The organism is Planomonospora sp. ID67723, from assembly GCF_015711605.1.
Classification (GTDB): Bacteria; Actinomycetota; Actinomycetes; order Streptosporangiales; family Streptosporangiaceae; genus Planomonospora_A.
Window position 1 is genome coordinate 1,677,556 of sequence record NZ_JABTEZ010000002.1, and the last position, 20,233, is coordinate 1,697,788.

Consider the following 20,233-nt stretch of genomic DNA (forward strand, 5'->3'; position numbering starts at 1 on the left):
GAAATCTGCAGGGTTTCGGCAGGCAGCCAGGCCAATGCTGATCACAGACCCCATGCCTGCGAGGAGACACCATGAAACGAGCCATCCGGGCAGCCGCCGTTGCCGCACTCGTCGGAGGAACCCTGACCATCCCGGCCTCGCCGGCCCACGCCGAGCCGTGTGGCGCGAGCTCCTATGTGTCCGGCCGCGTGCAGTACGTCGTCTACCGCAACTGCGGCAGCACGAACTCGTTCAGGATGCGGGCGTGGATCGATTTCGGCATCTGGCGGACCTGGGGAGGGTGCAAGATCGTACCTCCCTACACCTCGGGAGTACTGCACTCGAAAGACGACACCCCCGTCATGAGCCGGTGGGGTCTGGAAGGCTGCTGACCCAGGGGGTTCGATCCCGGCCGGGCGGCCCTGTCCTCTGAGACGGGGCCGCTGTCGTATCCGGCCATGTCCGGCCGGCGCCCGGGTCCTGCCGCGAGCGATCGACCTGCCTGGCCACGACGGCCCCGTGACGATCATGAATGTCGCCCGGCAGGCGATCGGCCTCGAGGGGTGGACGATCCGCCTACTGGGGCCGGCGGCAGTACGCATGGAACGACGGCCGCGACAGCGCCTACCTGCTGCGGACCAGCAGACAGGTGATCGACTTCTGCTCCTACAGCTCCACCCGCGTCGATGCCGTCTCCTGCCTGTGGCGGTGTGCTTCACGATGAACGGCGTCCGGCCGCACCGCCCGCCGTTCCCGTCATCGGTGGACCCGCCTCCCGGAAGGCGATCGAGTCACTGCGAGCCCCAGGGCAGAGGCGCCATCTTGACCTCGAGCATGGTTGATGTCCGAAGATCGTCGCCATGACAGAGATCGAAAACTCGACGCCGCGGGTCACCGTGATCGGCACAGGGGCCATCGGCAGTGCGGTGGTGCGCCGATTGCTCGCCGGTGGACGCGACGTGGTGGTGTGGAACCGCACGGCGAGCCGTTCGGCCCGGTTGGTGGAGGAGGGGGCACTGCCCGCGGGATCGATCAGGGAGGCCATCTCATCCAGCCCTCTGGTCCTGCTCACCCTTACCGACCATGCAGCGGTACGGCAGTGCCTCGCCGCCCTGGATACGGACCTGTCCGGGCGGACCATCGTCGCGATGTGCACCGGAACCGCCGACGACGCGCGGTCGGCCGCCCAGCGGGTCGCAGCCCTGGGAGCGCGCTACCTGGACGCGGGCATCCAGGCCTCGCCCGACATGATCGGCACCGACGCGGCGACCATCCTGTACAGCGGTCACCGGTCCGCGTTCGAACAACACGCCGCGGCCCTTGGACTGCTGAGCAGGCCGCGCTTCGTCGGGGAGGCGCCGGAGGCGGCCGCGATCTGGGATCTCGCCCTCTTCGGCGTCTGGTACGACGCCCAGCTCGGCCTGCTGCGCGCCCTCGAGACCGTGCGGGAAGCCGGCATCGACGTCGCCGAATTCTCCCGCACGGCCGGTCTCCAGCTCGGCCACGTGGTCGAGGCGGTTCCCGGCACCGTCTCCGAACTGCTGCGGGCCGACTATCCCGCAGGTCCCGCCGGCCTCACCGAGCACCTCGCGGTCATCCGCCACCTCGTCGTGCTCCGGAGCGGCCGGCGTCTCGGCGACGGAGGGCTGCCGGAGGTGGCGGCGAGAATCGAAGCGCTCATCGCAGACGGCCGCGGAGGCGAGGGGCTGACCGCGACGATCGGGTAGCGCTCAGCTCACCGCCGCCTGGATGGGTGCGCGGCCAGGAGGCCGGCCCGTCGGCTGACCGGTCGAACGATACGTCGATGGGTCGGCTGGTGGTGATGTCGATGAGGATCGTTCCGTAGGTGTGGCCACGTCGCAGCGCGAAGTCGTCCACGCCCAGCAGCGGGGGAGCGGATGCCGGCTGCGGGTCGGGCAAGGAGCGGATCGGTCGGATCAGTGTCATCCGGCTCGACGCCGTGGTGAGCCGGCAGGCCGGGCGGGTGCCGGTCCGCCCTTGGTCCCGAGTCGGCTACGTGGACCGCTGCTTGCTCATGGACGCCCACATGTAGAGGCCTCCCACCAGGAACGCACCCGGGATGGCTACCCACGCGGTGACCGACCACGAGGTGAAGATCGCGAGCAGGGCGACGGCGACGCTGTAGACCATCGTCACCACGAAGGCTATGTTCTTCGGGTTCATTCTTGTCCCTTCGGTGTTGATCGGCGTTGACAGCCGGGGACGATCATCTCGAGCATGCCGTACGGCGCTCTTGCTCTTGTCGGTCAGAATGTCGAGATCTTGGTGTTCTCTCCGCGGAGATCCCGCCCGTCATGAAAAACCGCCCGTCAGGCGATGTCGGGGGAGAAGCGTGTTCGGGCGATCGGGAGCTGCATCAGGATGGTCACGGCCTTGGGGAGGTCGGAGTGCTGTGTGTACTCGGCCCGCTGACATCCGGCGGGGCGAGCGGATGGATGCGGTCACCGGAGCGAAAGGACGTGCTCTGCCGGCCGCTCTGGCGCTCCGGGTGGTTTCCTCCAGCCGGCTGCTGTTGATCTTGAAGGGTCGCAGGTGAACCGCGCCGGGTGTCGCGGGGCACACCACGGCCTCCGTGGCACCCGGCGTGCTTCAAGTGGATGCGATGCACGCCGCGGCCTGCCGGAGGGTGTCATCGCTCAGACCGGATCCGGTTCCGAGCCGCCGTGACTTCCGCCTTTCACCCTCAGGCTCATCTCCTCGCGTTCGGGAACGCCGAGGGCGGTGAAGAGGCCGAGCGCCTGTTGCCATGAGGCGGTGGCGGCTTCGACGTGCCCGGTGAGGTGCAGGGCGTCGCCGATGCCGCGATGAGCACAGGCTCGTCCGTAAGGATGGCTGATGTCGAGGGCCAGTGCCAAAGCCTGACGATAGTGATCGAGAGCTGCGGCGGGCTCGCCTGTGGCGCACAGGGCCCGGCCCAGACCGTTGAGCACCGTGATCTTTGTGACGGGATCGCAGGTTTCGCCGAGGGTTGCCAGAGCTTGCCGATGGTGATCGTAGGCATCCTGGTAGCGGCCCAGTCGCAGGCAGAGGTTACCGAGGTGGACCAACACGTCGACTTGGGTGGTGGGGTCGTCTGCTCGGCGGCAGAAGGCGAGGGCTTGGTGGTGGTGGTCGAGGGCTTCCTGGTGGCGTCCCAACCCGCTGCAGGCGATGCCGAGGTAATTCAGCGCGGCGATCTCCATCACCCGGTTACCGATCTGGCGGGCGATGGTGAGCGCCAGCCGGCAGTGGCTTTCGGCAAGCTCATAGCGCCCCGTCTGGGAGTAGGTGTAGCCGAGATTGTTCAAAGCCCGGCTCTCGCCCGCCCGGTCGTCGATCTCGCGTGCGCATGTCAGGGATCGCTGCTGGTAGCGGAGGGCGCGCGGGTAGTCGCCCAGCCGGTTGTGATTGGTGCCGAGGTTGAGCAGGGCGCGGCGCTGACGTTGGCGGTCGTTCAGATCACGGGCCAGGATCAGAGCTTGCTCGAAGTAGTCGTTCGACTCCTGGATGCGTCCCAGTTCCGAGCAGGTGACGCCCAAATTGTTCAGCACCCGGCTCTGCGCGGCGCGGTCGCCGATCTGGCAGGCCAGGGCGAGGGCTTGGCGTTGATGCTCCAGCGCCTGCTCGTATTGCGCCGTCTGACAGCAGCTGATACCCAGATCGATCAATGCCTGGATCTGTGCTTCCTGGTCGCCGAGCCGGTGAGCGACAGATGCGGCATGCTCCTGTAGAGCCAACGCCTCATTGCGGTGAGCGCTGAAATGCAGATGCCGCCACAGGGCCGTGGACAGATCGACGGCCCACTCGCCTTGGGAGGCGAGGGCTGCGGTGAGGAGGTTGCCGCGCTCGGTCTCCAGCCAGGCGGTCGCCAGGTCGGCATTCGCGAGGGGTGGATAGTCCGCAATCGCGGCGGGTTCGGTGCGCAGGGGGCGGCGCGGGTCGCGGTGACCGAGGATCTGTGTGGCGCGGAGCGCGGTGGCCAGGTAGTAGTCGCGTAGGCGGGCCGGGGCGCCGGTGCCTTCGACTTGCGGTGCACCGGTCTGGCTTTCCTGCCGGGCGTAATCGCGCAGCAGGTCGTGAAAGCGGTAGCGGCCCGCGGTGTGCTGCTGAAGCAGATGGGCGTCCAGCAACTCTTCCAGGCATTGTTCGGCCTCATGTACGGCCAGGCCGGTGAGCGCTGCGGCCGCGTAAGCGTCGAAGTCATCACCCGGCACCAGACTCAGCAGCCGGAACATGCGCTGCTGGGCGGCGGTCAGCTGCTCATAGGAGACCGCGAAGGCGGTGGCGACGTCGCGATCACCGGCGCGCAGCTCCCGCAGCCGGTGCTGCTGGTCGCTCAAGCGCACGGCCAGATCCCGCACCGTCCAGGCGGGACGGTGCAGCAGCCGGGCGGCCGCCAGCCGCAGGGCCAGCGGCAGGTAGCCGCACAAGCCGACCACCTCAGCGACGGCCTGGGTTTCGGCACGGGCCCGCTCGACGCCGATGATCCGGGTGAACAGGGCCGTGGCCTGGTCAGGCGTCAGCACATCCAGTGACAGCACCGCGACGTCTTCCAGATCTGCCAGCCGCCGTCTGCTGGTGATGATGAGGTGGCTGCCCGGCCGGCCCAGCAGCAGCGGCCGCACCTGGTCGGCGGTGGCGGCGTCGTCCAGCACGATGAGCATCCGGCGCCCGGCCATCGCCGAGCGCCATGCCGCGGCGGCCTCCTCGACGTTGTCGGGGATCTTCTCCGCCGGCACGCCGACCGCGCGCAGCAGGGTCCGCAGCGCATCGAGGGGTGGCAACGGCTGGTAGCCGGGAGTGTGGCCGTGCAGGTTCACATAGAGCTGCCCGTCGGGGAAGCGGGCGGCCAGCCGATGGGCCGCATGTACGGCCAGAGCGGTCTTGCCCACTCCGGCCATGCCGTCGATCGCATCGATGACCACCGCGGAGGGCTCCTCGCCGGTCGTCGCACGCACCAGCCTGGCCACCTCGTCATCACGGCTGGTGAAATCGCCGACGGCCCGGGGCAACTGACACGGTCCTGCCGCCTTCGCCGAAAGGGTCGGATCTTCCGATACCGCCTCGGCGGTGACGTGCCGGGCCATGGCCGGTGCCGGGGCACTCGCGGGCGAGGCCGTCTGAAGCGCCGGATCGGCGGCCAGGACACGCTGGTGCAAGCGCTGAAGGTCTGGTCCCGGCTCGGTGCCCAACTCAGCGTTGAGCACCTGGCGCAACTCGCGGAAGACGGCCAGCGCCTCGGCCTGCCTGCCGGCGCGATACAACGCAAGCATCAGCAGCCCGCGCAGCGGTTCGTGCAGGGAGTGGTCGGTCACGAGCCGGCGCAACTCACCGACCAGTTCCGTATGGCGGCCCAACGCCAAGTCGGCTGAGATCCGCTCGACCAGAACGGCTATCCGTTGCTCATCCAGCGTGCTCCCATCCGTCGACTGCAGTTCGGCACTGGTACCGGTGAGAGCAGGACCCCGCCACAATGCCAGAGCCTGGTGAAATCGCTGTGCCGCCTGCTCAACCTCACCTGCCGCGGCGAGACGGCGCCCCTCCTGGGCAGTGGTGAGGAACACCTCCAGATCCGAATCACCTGGTGCGAGCCGCAGACAGTACCCGGTGGGCATACGCGTCAAGGCGTCGGCATCGCTCAGCAGGCGGCGCAGTGACCACACGTAGTTATGCAGCAGTCTTCGAGCCGAGGCCGGGGGCTCGACTCCCCACAGCGCGATCAGCAGCCGATCCCGGGAAACGGTCTGCCCGGCGTGCATGACCAGCACCGCCAGCAGCGTCCGTTGCTTCTCACCGGTGACCGTGATCGAGCATCCGTCACGCCACAGGTCTACCGGCCCCAGTACGCGAAACTGCAACGTCATCCTCCTCTGGAGCCGACAAGCCGGCGGAAGCTCCGTCCTGATCGCGAACACCCATCGCCATGCGGCGACCGTGGTGCCATTGACCCATTCTCCTACTCGATCTTGAAGGGCCGGTAGGGCGTCTACGACGAGCTGACCCGGGATGGCTTCCGCGTGCATGTGATGCAGAACTCGACACTGTCGCTCGAGGGCGACACTCGACACTGTCGCTCGAGGGCGACGTTGCCGTGACCGTCAGCTCCTCGCCACCTCGACGGCCCGCTTCACGGCAGCCTGTTCGTTTCGGCTTGAGCGAGGTGATCGTGCAGCCCCTGCCCTTGAGGCAGTCGCCGGACGTCGCGGCCAGGCGCACCAGTTCGGCGTCGCCGTCGACCCGCCGGGTGGTGAGCTGCTTCTCGAGGTCGACGTGCATCTTGATCACGTCGGCGACCAGCGTGCCCGAGGCGGAGTCGTCGGGGTAGACGAACTGGGAGAAGATCCGGTAACCGTACTCCGTCCTGACCTGCTTGGTCGCGGCGTAGTCACCGGCCGCCGTCTTCTTCTGCGCCTCCGTCTCCTTGGGCTCGGACATGACGGAGAGAAGGGCGAGTAGGGCCCAGCAGGCCAGATGCCGCACGGTGAGATACGGCGAGATACGGCCCGTGCTCGGCAAGAGCGATGGTGACCGACAGCAGGTAGACCAGCGCCGCCACGCCCCAGCGCGGTCTTTCGCCATACGGGCCGCACAGACCGCCGCTGCCAGCGGCCCCAGTTCGGTTACCGTCCGGACCACGCCGATGGGGAAAGCCGGTTCATCCGCCTGAACGAGTTCGGAATCAGCAGGCGAGGCCGATGACGGGCGGCGTCGGCACGCAGAATGTCCGTCGGCGTCGGCGTGGTCAGCCTTGGCCCGGGTGACGCTATGACGCTCCTGATGACGGGCGACCGAGAGCGAGTCGATCGCCTATACCGTGCGGCCGGTGGCGCGCAGCGGGTAAGCCCGCCTTACCCCTGAGTAAGCCCGCCTTACCACGCGCCTACGGCAGTCGCGCCGACGAGCAAGCCAGTACATGAAGCGGAAGACGCATGCTGGGCGCCATGACCATTCGTCGATTCGGTACGTTCGCCTCGCGGCTGGGAGCCGTGACCCTGGCCGCCGCGCTGCTCGCGGCGAGTCCCGCGGCCGCCACTGCGGACGGCGGCCTCGACCGGCAGCGGCTGCGCCAGACGCTGGACGCCGTGCACGAGGCCGGCATGTACGGCATCTATTCGAACGTCGTGGACGGCCGGCGGAGGTGGAAGGGCGCCGCAGGCGTCGCCGACGTCGGGACCCGCCGCCTGATGCGTCCCGAGATGGTGCACCGGGCCGGGAGCATCACCAAGTCGTTCGTCGCGGTGGCCGTGTTACAGCAGGTCGGCAAGGGCACGATCGAGCTCGATGCCCCCGTCGGCCGCTATCTGCCGGATTTGGTCCCGGGGGAGCGCGGGCAGCAGATCACCGTACGCATGCTGCTCAACCACACCAGCCACATCGCCAACCACACCGACGTGCTCTTCTCGACGGTCGAGAGCCTGGACGCCAACCGCTTCCGTGCCTTCCTGCCGGAGGAGCTGGCGCGGGCGGGGCTCGGCGCCCCCGCGACCGGGCAGCCGGGGGTGACACCCGGGGCGTACTCGAACACGAACTTCGTCATCGCCGGCCTGCTGCTGGAGAAGGTGACGGGCATGAGTGCCGAGCGGTACATCACCGACCACGTCTTCCGGAAGGCCGGGCTGCGGCACACGGTGTTCCCGCGTACGCCGTACCTGCCCGGGCCGAGCTCCAAGGCGTACGAGGCGCTCTTCGGGTTCTTCGACCCGCCCAGGGACTACAGCGTCTACAACATGTCCTGGGGCTGGACCTCGGCTGCGGTCGTCTCGACGATGGAGGACCTCAACCGCTTCTTCCGGCTGCTGCTGCGCGGCGAACTGCTCGACGCGGCTCTGCTCGACGAGATGCAGAAGACCGTGTCCATCCGGTCGCTCTCGGGCGCCGTGGTCGACTACGGTCTCGGGATCTTTCCCCTCGATCTGCCGTGCGGCAGGTTCTGGGGGCACGACGGGAGTGTCCCCGGTATGCAGACCTTCGCGTTCTCCAGTGCCGACGGCGGCCGCCAGTTCGCCTTCGGCATCAACCTGAGGAATTACCAGCAACTCGATGAGAACGGTAGTCCAGTCGCGCACGCCATCGACTTCGCGATCGGGGACCACCTGCTGGAGGCGGCGTGCGGGCCTGACGCGGGGGCGGCGACCAAGGCAGCGCGGCCGCTTTTGCCGATCGGCGTGGACGGGGGCACGGCCACACCGTGACGGCCCGGTACTCCCGCACGCCACCGCTTAACCCACTTTCGAAACGCCCACCAGTACTACAACGAAATGTCGTTGTAGTACTGGCTGACTGTCATGTGGAGCCGTCTTTCGCGGACAAAGTCACCAGGGTGTAGATATCGCGGCCCTGTCCGAAGCCTTCTACCCTTCCCGCTGCGATCACGACGTGGTCACGTGCCTTGACCGGCTCCTCGGGTGACCTCTTGCGGTCGAAGTCGAAATGCGTTGCGTGGAGAACGGATACATCGATTCTCCGGCCCGGTGCTCTGCGCGGGCCCGGCCGGATTCTGCGGTCCCGCCCTCCCGACCTGGACGCCATCGCCGCCGAGCTCAACGACCGCCCTCGGAAGATCCACGACTACCGCACCCCGGCGGAGGTCTACGCTGAGATCTTGAGCAGCGGTGACGCGTTGATCCTTTGAGGCCGTCATCGTTAACTAAACGGCACTGGCTGCCGACGGTACGGTCATTCGATCCCGGACCCGGGCGCCGCGGCACCCGTGCTCGGTGTGGAATTCGTTCGTGGCGGGATACTGGCTCCATGAGTCCGGACGCGTTACCCGGTCCGCTTCGGACGGCCGGAGTGACACCACGAGAGCTCGACGTCTTCTGGCTGGTGGGCGACCGCCTGCATAACCGGGAGATCGCCGAGAGCCTGCGGCTGTCGGAGCGGACGGTGGAGAGCCACGTGTCGTCCCTGCTGCGCAAGCTCGGCGGGTCCAACCGGCTGGCTCTGGTTGACGCGGCGACGCGGTTTCGCGCCCGCCGGGGGCCGGGCAGCGCGCTGCCCAGAGCGCTGTCGTCGTTCGTGGGGCGGAGCCAGGAGACCGACGACCTGCTGCGGCTGGTCCACGTCCACCGGCTGCTGACGTTGACCGGGCCTGCCGGCGTCGGCAAGACCCGGCTGGCGCTGCATGTGGCTCACTCGGTGACCACGCTGCCGCCCGCCATCCTGGTCGATCTCGCATCCGTGCCTCCCGGCGACAGCGTGGAACGAGCGTTCGCGGACGCCCTCGGCGTCTCCGGGGACGAGCGTCGGCTGCCCGCCCTGATACGCCAGGTGCTCGCCGGGGACCGGCACTGGCTGGTGGTGGACAACTGCGAGCACGTGAGCGCCACCGCGGCGGCACTGCTCGCCGATCTGCTGGCCACCACGGACCACCTGCGCGTGCTGGCCACCAGCCACGGGCCGCTGCGAGTGGCAGGGGAGGTCGTCTACGAGATCGCGCCTTTGGCGCTTTCCGAGAAGCCCGACGATCCGGCGGCTGTGCTGGGTGCCGCCTGCGGGCGGCTGTTCGCCGACCGGGCGGCCGCGGTCTCGCCAGGCTTCGAGGTCACCGCCGACAACGCCCGGCACGTCGCGATGATCTGCCGGCGACTGGACGGCCTGCCCCTGGCCATCGAGCTGGCGGCCGCGCGCGTCAGGTTCTTCTCTCCGGCCGAGCTGCTGGCGCGTCTTGACGACCGCTTCGCCCTCCTGACCGATGGGGCACACGGCGCTCCGAGCCGGCACCGCACGCTGGAAGAAGCCCTGAGGTGGAGCTACGACCTGCTGGGCGACGGCGAACGGCTGCTGTTCGAGCGTTGTTCGGTGTTTCCCGGCGAGTTCGACTACGACACTGCGGCGGAGGTCCTGGTCCACCCTCCGCTCGGCTCCGCCGACCTCCTCCGGCTCTTCCCGCGTCTGCTGGACCGCTCGCTGATCTCCCGCCGGCGCCGGGGCCAGGCCACCGAATACCGTCTGCTCGACAGCGTCCGCCAGTTCGCTCACGGGCGGCTGGAATCGCGCGGTGCCGCCGATGCGTCACACGAGCGGCACGCCCGCCACCATCTGCGCCATGGTGCAGCCCTGCTGACCGACCTGCGCGGCCGGGACCAGGCGGGCGCGCTGCGCTGGTTCGAGCGGCACTGGGCGGACCTGCGGACCGCGATGCGCTGGGCCCTGCAACAGCCCGAGACCACCCCGGCCTGGCAGTTCCTCGCCGGTGTCGGCACGGGCTGGCAGATACTCGGCACACGCGGCGAGCTGTTCGACTGGATCGACAGGCTGCTCCAACGGCCCCTGCCTGCGGGCGACCTGGGCATCCAGGCCGCGGTCACCTCAGCCCTCCTGTTGTGCTACCAGGACACCGGCCGGGCGCTGACGTTCGCCGAGCAGGCGCATGAGCGCGCCGAGCACGGCGGCGAGCGCGAGCAGGCACTCGCCCTTCTCGCCCTCGGCTGGGCGACGATGTCCGGCGAGCAACGCGCACCTGCGATCACGCACCTGGAACGGGCGGCCTCGCATTTCGAGCGGCTGCACGACGACTGGCACCATGCCATCGCACTGTTCGGCCTCGCGCACGCCACATCGGATACCGAGTTCGCCCAGACGCTGCTGTCCCGCGCCGCCGATCTGTTCGCCCGGCTCCACGACCATGTCGATCGCGCGAGCTGCCTCACCCAGATGGCCATCCGCGCGATCGAGGGCCGGACCCGCCTCGACGAGGCGGGAAGCTGGCTGACCGAGGCGGCGCGGCTGGCCCGGCTCAGCGGCAACGACCACGAACGGCTGCACGCTGAGGTCTCCCTGGCCGATCTCGACCAGCACCGCGGAGATCATACGAGCGCCGAAGCCCGGTTCGGCGGGCTCTTCGCGGAGTTCCGCCGTATCGGCGACCACCGCTGCATGGTCCGCTGCCTGCTCGGTCTCGGCCGGGCCGCGGCCTTCGGCGGCGACCACGGACAGGCACGGCGCCATCTCGCCGAAGGCGTCGAACTCGCCGTCGGCGTCGGAGACCTCCGCGCCACGCTGACGGGCCTGTACCTGCTCGCCGAGTCCGACCACGCGACCGGCTGCTTCAGGCGCGCCGCCAACCTGCTCGGCGCCGCCCGACGTCTCGATCCCGAAGGCCGGGGGAACCCCGTGCCGGATGACCAGGCGCTACGGACGGCACTGCGCGACCGGCTCGGTCCCGTGGGCTTCGCATCCGCCTTTGCCGCCGGGCACCGGATTCCGCTCACCACCCTGCTCTCCCGGTGACCCGGGCCATTTCAATGGCGATGTCGGTGGCGGCGGTGGGTGTCCGCGGCCGGTGACGGACACTCGAGAGGCGGTGGTGGGGCATCCGGGCGGCTTCGTCCCGGCGTCCCCGCGGTTCAAGGCCTCCGACGGAGCCGGGTCGCAGGGCTGGGGCCTGCTCGAGGCGGCCTCGACGGTGTCTCGGTAGATGCGGGCATGGCCCTCACCACTGACGGGAGTTCCGTACTGAGCACGGATGCGCACCTGATGGGCCTCGGAGTCAAATGGTGGCGAACCGGTTCGAAGGAAAGCGGGGAGCGGTGCTGCGCTCTTTGTACCGCTCCCTCGTCAAGCGCCCCAAAGCAGCGTCCTCCGATGAGGACGCCCGAAGTCACGAGGAGACCGTCATGGCCACCGGCAGCCCTGAATCCCGCAGTCGCATCAAGCGCCGCCTCCGGCGAGCGCTCGGCATCACCATGGCGCCCGCCGCCGTACTCGTTCTGATGGCGGCGCCCGCCTCGGCGGCGCCGGCGCCGGTCGCGAACGGTTGCCTGGTGCACCATGAGCTCTACCAACAACCCGTTGCGGCCATCATCGCCCACGCCGAACTCCCCGACGAGAGCTGCGGCGTAGGGCCGATCTCACTCAAGGTCTACCGCAACGGCGTTCTCGTCGCCTCCATCTCCGGTGGACCCGCGCTGACCTATCGGTACGACTGCATCACCACCGCGCCCACCGTATGGCGTACCAACTGGGACAGATCGAAAACCTTCAACTGCGGATGAGGGGCCGCCGGTCGACAGGGCCCGCTGACTGCCGGCGACTGATTCGGCCACACCGCCATTTGGTTGCATTATCGAACTATCTGGTTGTATGGTCGAACCATGTCGTCCGACGCAGCCGATCTCCAGGAGGCCGTGGCCCGGTTCGTCCGGGCCTTCGGCCTGCACCAGCCGGACCGCACCCCCTGCGGCACGTCCATCCCGACCTCGGAGGCCCACGCGCTGGGGGAGCTCGCTCGCGACGGAGAGCTGCGCCAGGTCGAGCTGGTGCACCGGCTGCGGCTGGAGAAAAGCACCACCAGCCGTATCGTCGCCCAGTTGGTCCAGCGGGGCTGGGCCGAACGGGCCTCCGCCCCCGGTGACGGCCGCGGCGTCCTCGTCCGGCTCACCCCCCAAGGCCACCAGGCCGCCCGCCGACTGGCCGCCGCCCGCCGAGCGCGCTTCGGCACCGCGCTGGAGCGCATCCCCGCCGACGAGCGCGACGCCGTCCTGCGTGCGCTCACCCTGCTCACGGAGGCCGTTGATGAGCCGTAACCGCATGCTGATCATCCTCGTCGCCGGGGCCGCCGCCCTGGTGACGGCGATCGCACTGCTCACGTCGACCGGCGGCACCCGTCAGCAGGAGGTGGCGGCCAAAGGACGGGCCGTCATGCCGTTCGACCTGGACCGCACCACGCACCGGTTCGCCAAGGCCGGCGACGGCGGGGTGCAGACCGTCACCGCCGACGACCCCGCCGACGCCGCGCAGATCCGCCTGATCCGCGAACACCTCACCGAGGAGGCCGCCCGGTTCGGTCGCGGCGACTTCGGCGACCCCGCCTCCATCCACGGCGGGCAGATGCCGGGCCTGCGCGAGCTGTCGACGGGTTACCGGAACATCAAGGTCGCCTACGCCGAGCTTCCCGACGGCGCCAAACTCACCTACACCGCCTCTGACCCCGTCCTGGTGACGGCCCTGCACGCCTGGTTCGACGCCCAGGTGAGCGACCACGGCGAGCACGCCGAACACGGCTGATTCGGACGCAGGGCCATCGACGGCGGACGCACCTGGTCTCTGGTGCCCGGCTGAACCCGGACGAAGAACAATCATCTGAGCCCTTCCGCGCCGGGCTGCTCAGCTGCTCCCGAGCCGCCCGGCGCGGAGCAAGAAGCGCCGGCCCGATGTACGGAATGCCAGCACTGTCGGGGTCACCGGGCCCGGAACGCCTCATCTGTTGTGACTCCTCCGGATTCGGGTGGGCCTTTCACGACGCTGACAACCACGCACTGCGCTCCACGCGATCGACGACGTCGCCGACCGCGCCGGTGAGCCGGTACGGTTCGGCGCCGCTGGTCCCTGCGGGCGGGACCGGGACGGAAGTCCCATCGGCTCCAGGACCTTGGAGTCGCGGGCGCGAGCCGTACGGCTCTGTGGAAAGGCCAGGCCGGGCCGATGTACTGGGTGAGGTAAGAGAACCAAGGACATCGGACAAGGAGCCAGTCATGGCCGTCATCGAAGGGCGCACGCCGGTCAACGGCCGCGCCGCCACCCCCGCCCCGACCCCCGCCCCGGCCCCCACCGGCGCTCCCGCCGGGGCCCGCGCCGCGCGGGGCCGCACCCCCGCCGCCGCCTACGCCTGGGCCGCCGCCCGCATCGCCCTGGGCTGGGTGTTCCTGTGGGCCTTCGTCGACAAGACCTTCGGCCTCGGCTTCGCCACCCCGGCCGCCAAGGCGTGGGCGGGCGGCGGCAGCCCGACCACCGGCTTCCTCAAGGGCAGCGGTGAGAACGCCCTCGGCGGGTTCTTCTCCGGCCTGGCCGGACAGGCCTGGGTCGACTGGCTGTTCATGCTCGGCCTGCTCGGCGTCGGCGGCGCGCTCCTGCTGGGTGCGGGCCTGCGGATCGCGGCCGGCGCGGGCGCGGTGATGATGCTGATGATGTGGGCGGCCTCGCTGCCGCTGGCCACCAACCCGTTCATGGACGACCACATCGTCTACGCCGTCGTCCTGGTCGGCCTGGCCCTGGCAGGCGCCGGCGACACCCTGGGCATCGGCGCCTGGTGGGGCAGGACCGCCCTGGTCAAGCGACTCCCCATCCTGAAGTGACCGCCCGCACGATGCCCGTCCCCCGAAAGACCAGGGGACGGGCATCCGTTTCGAAGGAGCGGCTGCCGTACAGCGGGAGCCTCCAGCACAAGCAGCTGCCGGTGATCGACGCGATGACGGGCAAGATCGTGGGAACCGTCCACCAGGGTGACCTGCTGAAGGTCTTCATGCGCCCGCCGGCCGACATCCGCCAGGAGATCGTCGACGACCTGGCACAGCGCGGCTTTCCCGCCCGAGGGGTCACCGTCGGCGTCGAGGACGGTGTCGTCACGCTGAGCGGGCAGGTCGCCCTGCGCTCGCAGGTCGCCCCGCTGGTGGCGGCCGTTGCGGAGGCCGAGGGGGTGGAGGAGGTCAGGGAGGCGGTGACCTTCCAGGACGACGACCTCGCCGCCGCTGCCCTGCCGTGCCTCTGAACCGAGGCGAAGCCTTCGCGTCGCTTCCCGCGGGGACGGCGACGTCTGTGCTTTCGAGAGGTCCATTTTCCTCATCTATGCCGCTACATGGCTTTCTCAATGAGGACCAAATCCCCTAGATGATCAAGGGGGATGCGGGAAGGGTCGGATCCATGGAGAAACTACAGCGGATCGACGCCTACTGGAGAGCGGCCAACTACCTGTCGGTCGGGCAGATCTACCTGCTGGACAACCCCCTGCTGACCGAGTCCCTGGCCGCCGAGCACGTCAAGCCCCGCCTGCTCGGGCACTGGGGCACCACGCCGGGACTGAACTTCTGCTTCGCCCACCTCAACCAGGTCATCATCGAACGCGACCAGGAGATGATCTACATCGCCGGTCCCGGGCACGGCGGCCCCGCCGCGGTCGCGCACGCCTGGCTGGAGGGCTCCTATTCCAGTAAATACCCCGACATCCCGCAGAACGCGGCAGGCATGCGCCAGCTGTTCCGTCAGTTCTCCTTCCCCGGCGGCGTCCCCAGCCACGTCGCCCCCGAGACCCCCGGTTCCATCCACGAAGGCGGCGAACTCGGCTACGCCCTCGCCCACGCCTACGGCGCCGCCTTCGACAACCCCCGTCTGGTGGTCGCGTGCGTCATCGGGGACGGCGAAGCCGAGACCGGCCCCCTGGCCGCCAGCTGGCACTCCAACAAGTTCCTCGACCCCTACCGCGACGGCGTCGTGCTGCCCATCCTGCACCTGAACGGCTACAAGATCGCCAACCCGACGGTCCTGGCCCGCATCCCCGAAGAAGAGCTGATCAAGCTCATGGAGGGCTACGGCTACCGCCCCCACATCGTCTCCGGCGACGACCCGGCCACCATGCACGAGCTCATGCAGCGCACCCTCGACACCGTCTTCGACCAGATCGCCGAGTTCAAGGACGGCCGCGCCCAGCGCCTCCCCATGATCATCCTACGGACGCCCAAGGGCTGGACCGGCCCCCGCGAGGTCGACGGCCTCCAGGTCGAGGGCACCTGGCGCTCCCACCAGGTGCCGCTGGCCGCGGTCCGCGACGACGCCGCCCACCGGGCGATGCTCGAAGAATGGATGCGCTCCTACCGGCCCGAAGAGCTCTTCGACGCCGACGGCCGCCCGATGCCCGAGATCGTGCAGCTGGTGCCCGAAGGCCGGCGCCGGATGAGCGCCAGCCCGCACGCCAACGGCGGTGAGGTCCTGCGCCCCCTGGCCATCCCCGACTTCCGCAACTACGCCGTCGAGGTCAAGGCCCCCGCCGCCCAGCTGACCGAGCCCACCCGCGTCCTGGGCGCCTTCCTGCGCGACGTCATCGCCGCCAACCCGCACACCTTCCGCCTGATGGGCCCCGACGAGACCGCCTCCAACCGGCTCGGCGCGGTCTTCGAGGCGACCGGCCGCGCCTGGAACGCCGAGACCCTGCCCGGCGACGACGACCTCGCCCCCGGCGGCCGCGTCATGGAAGTGCTCAGCGAACACCTGTGCCAGGGATGGCTGGAGGGCTATCTCCTGACCGGCCGCCACGGCCTGTTCAACTGCTATGAGGCCTTCATCCACATCGTCGACGCGATGTTCAACCAGCACGCCAAATGGCTCGACGCATGCAACGACATCCCCTGGCGGCGGCCCATCGCCTCACTCAACTACCTGCTGTCCTCCCACGTCTGGCGCCAGGACCACAACGGCTTCAGCCACCAGGACCCCGGCTTCCTCGACGTCGTCGTCAACAAGAAAGCCAACGTGGTGCGGGTCTACCTGCCGCCGGACGCCAACACCCTGCTGTCGGTGGGCGACCACTGCCTGCGCTCCCACAACTACGTCAACGTCGTCGTCGCCGGCAAGCAGCCCGTCCTCGATCTGTTCACCATGGACGAGGCCATCGTCCACTGCACCCGTGGTCTGGGCATCATCGAATGGGCCAGCAACGACGCCGGAGCCGAGCCCGACGTCGTGCTGGCCTGCGCCGGCGACGTGCCGACCCTGGAGACCCTCGCCGCCGCCGCGCTCCTGCGTGAGCACCTGCCCGGGCTGAAGGTCCGCGTCGTCAACGTCGTCGACCTGATGCGCCTGCAGCCGTCGACCGAGCACCCGCACGGCATGCCCGACGCCGAGTTCGACGCCCTGTTCACCACCGACAAGCCCGTGATCTTCAACTTCCACGGCTACCCCTGGCTGATCCACCGCCTCACCTACCGCCGCGCCGGCCATGCCAACATCCATGTGCGCGGATACAAGGAGGAGGGGACCACCACTACTCCCTTCGACATGGTCATGCTCAACGACATCGACCGCTACCACCTGGTCATGGACGTCATCGACCGCGTCCCCGGCCTCGGCACCACCGCCGCCCACCTGCGCCAGCAGATGTCCGACACCCGCCTGCGCGCCCGCGCCCACACCCGCGAGCACGGCGAGGACGTCCCCGACATCCGCGACTGGACCTGGCCCCGGTGATCGACGACAGCCTCTGCCGGGATTCCGGGAACCGGTAGCGGTAGATGACCATCGTCGGCCGGCGGCGGCGAGTCGGGTCCAGAGGCTCCCCTTCTGAGCCCGGCGTCGCCCCCGGCTCCGGTGGCGATTGCGATGTGGGACCCGGCCGCCGGGTCCGGTGAGCTCAGCGGCTGGTCACGCCGTGGGCGCGGAACTGCGCGTGCACGCGCTCCAGCAGCGCGGCGTCCGGCGGTTCGACGCCCGGGAGGGGGTAGGGCAGGCCGAGTTCGGCGTACTTGTGCTCCGCCATCCGGTGGTACGGCAGGACGTCGACGTGCTCGACGTTGGGCAGCGTGGCGGCGAAGGCCGCGAGTCCGTCGACGTTCTCCTCGGCGTCGGTCAGTCCGGGCACCAGCACGAACCGGATCCAGGTGGGCGTGCCCAGCTCGGCCAGGCGGCGCGCGAAGCGCAGCGTGGGGGAGAGGCCGGCCCTGGTGACGCGCCGGTAGGTCCGCGGGTCCCACGACTTGACGTCCAGCAGGACGAGGTCGGTGTCGGCGAGCATCGCGTCGGTGGCGCGCTCGCCGAGGAAGCCGGAGGTGTCCAGGGCCGTGTGCAGGCCCAGCTCGCGGCAGCGGCGCAGGATCTCACCGGTGAAGGCGGGCTGCTGAAGCGGCTCGCCGCCGCTGACGGTGACACCGCCGCCGGCGATCTCGATGAACCTGCGGTAGCGCTTGATGCGAGCCATGAGCTCGTCGGCGGTGGTCGGCGTACCCGACCGCCGCTGCCAGGTGTCGGGGTTGTGGCAGTACAGGCAGCGCAGCGGACAGCCGGCGGTGAACACCACGAAACGGGTGCCGGGCCCGTCCACCCCGGTGGAGATGTCCCAGGAGTGGACGGAGCCGGTCACGGGGCCGGCAGTGAGCCCGGCAGTGAGCCCGGCAGTGAGCCCGGCAGTGAGCCCGGCAGTGGGCCGGGCCGCGGCGCCCGGCTCAGAGCGAGCCGTGGAAGGTGCGGTTGACGACATCGAGCTGCTGCTTCCTGGTCAGGCGGACGAAGTTGACCGCGTACCCGGAGACCCGGATGGTGAGCTGGGGATACTTGTCGGGGTTGTCCATCGCGTCGAGCAGGATGTCGCGGTTGAGGACGTTGACGTTCATGTGGAAGCCGCCGCCGTCGAAGTAGCCGTCCAGCAGGCCGGCCAGGTTGCCGATCCGCTCGGCGGGGGTACGGCCCAGCCCGGCGGGCGTCACCGTGTTGGTGAGCGAGATGCCGTCCTTGGCCTGATCGTAGGGGAGCTTGGCGACCGAGAGCGCCGAGGCGACCATGCCGTGCCGGTCGCGGCCGTTCATCGGGTTGGCGCCCGGCGCGAACGGCTCGCCCGCGCGGCGGCCGTCGGGGGTGTTGCCGGTGTGCTCGCCGTACACCACGTTGGAGGTGATGGTCAGCACCGACTGGGTGTGCTCGGCGCCGCGGTAGGACGGGTACCTGCGGATCTTCTCCATGAAGCTCCGCACCAGCCCGGCCGCGATGTCGTCGACCCGGTCGTCGTCGTTGCCGAAGGCCGGGTAGCCGCCCTCGACGACGTAGTCGACGGCCAGGCCGGTCTCGTCGCGGATCACCCGCACACCGCCGTACCTGATGGCCGAGAGGCTGTCGGCGGCCACTGACAGCCCGGCGATGCCGCAGGCGAGGGTGCGCTTGACGGGGTAGTCGTGCAACGCCATCTCGATGCGCTCGTAGGCGTACTTGTCGTGCATGTAGTGGATGACGTTGAGGGCGTCCACGTAGGTCTCGGCCAGCCAGTCCATCATCCGGTCCAGCGCCGCGGCGACCTCGTCGTAGGAGAGGTAATCGCCGGTGACCAGGGGGAGGGCGGGTCCGACCTGCTCGCCGGTGATCTCGTCGCGGCCGCCGTTGATCGCGTACAGCAGGGTCTTGGCCAGGTTGACCCGGGCGCCGAAGAACTGCATCTGCCGTCCCACCGGCGCGGCCGAGACGCAGCAGGCGATGGCGGTGTCGTCGCCGTACTCGGGCCGCAGCAGCTCGTCGTTCTCGTACTGGATCGAGCTGGTCTCGATCGAGGTGCGGGCGCAGAACCGCTTGAACCCCTCCGGCAGGTCGGGCGACCAGAGCACGGTCAGGTTGGGCTCGGGCGCGGGTCCCAGGTTGTGCAGCGTCTGCAGGAACCGGAAGCTGGTCCTCGTGACCAGGGTGCGGCCGTCGCGGCCCATCCCGCCGATCGACTCGGTGACCCAGGTGGGATCGCCGGAGAACAGCTGGTCGTACTCGGGGGTGCGCAGGAACCGCACGATCCGCAGCTTGATCACGAAGTCGTCGACCAGCTCCTGGGCCCAGCTCTCGTCGATCGTGCCCTCCTCCAGGTCGCGCTGGAGGTAGACGTCCAGGAAGGTGGAGGTGCGGCCCAGCGACATCGCGGCACCGTTCTGCTCCTTGACGGCCGCCAGATAGCCGAAGTACAGCCACTGGATCGCCTCCTGGGCCGTGCCGGCGGGCCCGGCGATGTCGAAGCCGTAGGAGGCGGCCATCTCCTTGAGCTCGCCCAGCGCGCGGATCTGCTCGGCCAGCTCCTCCCGGTCGCGGATGACGTCCGGGCTGGAGAGCACCTCGTCCAGGGTGCGCAGCTCAGCCTTCTTGACCTCGATGAGCTGGTCGACGCCGTAGAGGGCGACGCGCCGGTAGTCGCCGATGATGCGGCCCCGGCCGTAGGCGTCGGGCAGGCCGGTGATGACGCCCGAACGGCGGGCCGCCCGGATCCGCGGCGTGTACGCGTCGAAGACGCCGGCGTTGTGCGTCTTGCGGTACTTGGTGAAGATCTCGTTCACCCGGGGGTCAGGTGTGTATCCGTAGGCGGCCAGGCCGTTCTCGACCATCCGCAGCCCGCCGTTGGGCATGATCGCCCGCTTCAGCGGGGCGTCGGTCTGCAACCCGACGATCAGCTCGCGGTCCCGGTCGATGTAACCGGGGGCGTGCGAGGTGATCGAAGAGGGGGTCGAGGCGTCCACGTCGTGGATCCCGCGCGCCCGCTCCTCGGGGAACATCGCGGTCAGGCGGTCCCAGACGGCCAGCGTGCGTGTCGTGGGCCCGGCCAGGAAGCCCTCGTCCCCGGTGTAGGGCGTGTAGTTGGCCCGCACGAAGTCCCGCACGTCGATGTCCGAGCACCAGATCCCCCGGTGGAAGCCGCGCCAGGCGCCTTTCTCGGCGACGTGCCAGGTCTCAAGGGTGATGCTCATGACGGGACCTCCTGCGAACTTCGGTAGTGATCCCATCTTCGGCAGCCGGACGCCGGACGGCCGGA

The 20,233-nt window shown here is 69.4% G+C and carries 15 protein-coding genes and 1 pseudogene; 11 read left to right on the forward strand and 5 right to left on the reverse strand.

All coding sequences use genetic code 11. The features are described 5' to 3' along the window. Positions 1-71 precede the first annotated feature (71 nt). Entirely contained in the window at positions 72-371 is a 300-nt protein-coding gene (locus tag HS041_RS20165) for a hypothetical protein (protein ID WP_196442199.1), read from the forward strand. A 468-nt stretch (positions 372-839) separates the two neighbouring features. Beyond that, positions 840-1,706 (forward strand): NAD(P)-dependent oxidoreductase, encoded by an 867-nt coding sequence (locus HS041_RS20170; RefSeq protein WP_196442200.1) that lies wholly within the window; start codon positions 840-842, stop codon positions 1,704-1,706. 286 nt (positions 1,707-1,992) lie between these two features. Here the strand turns inward: HS041_RS20170 and HS041_RS20175 are convergent, their stop codons facing one another. The 3 genes from HS041_RS20175 to HS041_RS20185 all read right to left on the reverse strand — a co-directional run bounded on the left by HS041_RS20175 (position 1,993) and on the right by HS041_RS20185 (position 6,414). Beyond that, positions 1,993-2,163: a hypothetical protein gene (locus HS041_RS20175; protein ID WP_196442201.1), complete on the reverse strand. Its 171-nt coding sequence runs from the start codon at positions 2,161-2,163 to the stop codon at positions 1,993-1,995. Between the two features lie 473 nt (positions 2,164-2,636). Further along, on the reverse strand, positions 2,637-5,843 hold the full coding sequence (locus HS041_RS20180) for an AfsR/SARP family transcriptional regulator (protein WP_196442202.1): 3,207 nt from the start codon (positions 5,841-5,843) through the stop codon (positions 2,637-2,639). Then, positions 5,797-6,414: a hypothetical protein gene (locus HS041_RS20185; protein WP_196442203.1), complete on the reverse strand. Its 618-nt coding sequence runs from the start codon at positions 6,412-6,414 to the stop codon at positions 5,797-5,799. The genes HS041_RS20180 and HS041_RS20185 overlap by 47 nt, the downstream gene beginning before the upstream one ends. Positions 6,415-6,920: 506 nt before the next feature. Here HS041_RS20185 and HS041_RS20190 point away from each other — a divergent pair. From HS041_RS20190 to HS041_RS20225, 9 genes and pseudogenes are all read left to right on the forward strand, one after another. Beyond that, positions 6,921-8,171: a serine hydrolase domain-containing protein gene (locus HS041_RS20190; RefSeq protein ID WP_196442204.1), complete on the forward strand. Its 1,251-nt coding sequence runs from the start codon at positions 6,921-6,923 to the stop codon at positions 8,169-8,171. 323 nt (positions 8,172-8,494) lie between these two features. Beyond that, positions 8,495-8,611: pseudogene (locus HS041_RS40605) on the forward strand (IS30 family transposase); the annotation flags it as partial. A gap of 161 nt (positions 8,612-8,772) precedes the next feature. Then, entirely contained in the window at positions 8,773-11,211 is a 2,439-nt protein-coding gene (locus HS041_RS20195) for an ATP-binding protein (protein ID WP_196442205.1), read from the forward strand. Between the two features lie 386 nt (positions 11,212-11,597). Next, positions 11,598-11,975: a hypothetical protein gene (locus HS041_RS20200; protein WP_196442206.1), complete on the forward strand. Its 378-nt coding sequence runs from the start codon at positions 11,598-11,600 to the stop codon at positions 11,973-11,975. A 99-nt stretch (positions 11,976-12,074) separates the two neighbouring features. After that, complete coding sequence (locus tag HS041_RS20205; protein WP_196442207.1) at positions 12,075-12,506, forward strand: MarR family winged helix-turn-helix transcriptional regulator; 432 nt, start codon at positions 12,075-12,077, stop codon at positions 12,504-12,506. Continuing rightward, the gene (locus HS041_RS20210; protein ID WP_196442208.1) at positions 12,496-12,987 is read left to right on the forward strand and encodes a hypothetical protein; all 492 of its coding nucleotides are present in this window, start codon (positions 12,496-12,498) and stop codon (positions 12,985-12,987) included. Before HS041_RS20205 ends, HS041_RS20210 begins: the two co-directional genes overlap by 11 nt. Positions 12,988-13,454: 467 nt before the next feature. Next, the gene (locus HS041_RS20215; protein WP_230879145.1) at positions 13,455-14,054 is read left to right on the forward strand and encodes a hypothetical protein; all 600 of its coding nucleotides are present in this window, start codon (positions 13,455-13,457) and stop codon (positions 14,052-14,054) included. Between the two features lie 11 nt (positions 14,055-14,065). Continuing rightward, complete coding sequence (locus HS041_RS20220) at positions 14,066-14,467, forward strand: BON domain-containing protein (protein WP_196442209.1); 402 nt, start codon at positions 14,066-14,068, stop codon at positions 14,465-14,467. Between the two features lie 152 nt (positions 14,468-14,619). Then, complete coding sequence (locus HS041_RS20225) at positions 14,620-16,935, forward strand: phosphoketolase family protein (protein WP_196442210.1); 2,316 nt, start codon at positions 14,620-14,622, stop codon at positions 16,933-16,935. Between the two features lie 163 nt (positions 16,936-17,098). Here HS041_RS20225 and pflA read toward each other — a convergent pair whose 3' ends face one another. Both pflA and pflB read right to left on the reverse strand, forming a co-directional pair. Next, positions 17,099-17,824 (reverse strand): pyruvate formate-lyase-activating protein, encoded by a 726-nt coding sequence (gene pflA, locus HS041_RS20230; RefSeq protein WP_196442211.1) that lies wholly within the window; start codon positions 17,822-17,824, stop codon positions 17,099-17,101. 82 nt (positions 17,825-17,906) lie between these two features. Beyond that, on the reverse strand, positions 17,907-20,168 hold the full coding sequence (gene pflB / locus HS041_RS20235; protein WP_196442212.1) for a formate C-acetyltransferase: 2,262 nt from the start codon (positions 20,166-20,168) through the stop codon (positions 17,907-17,909). Positions 20,169-20,233 lie beyond the last annotated feature (65 nt).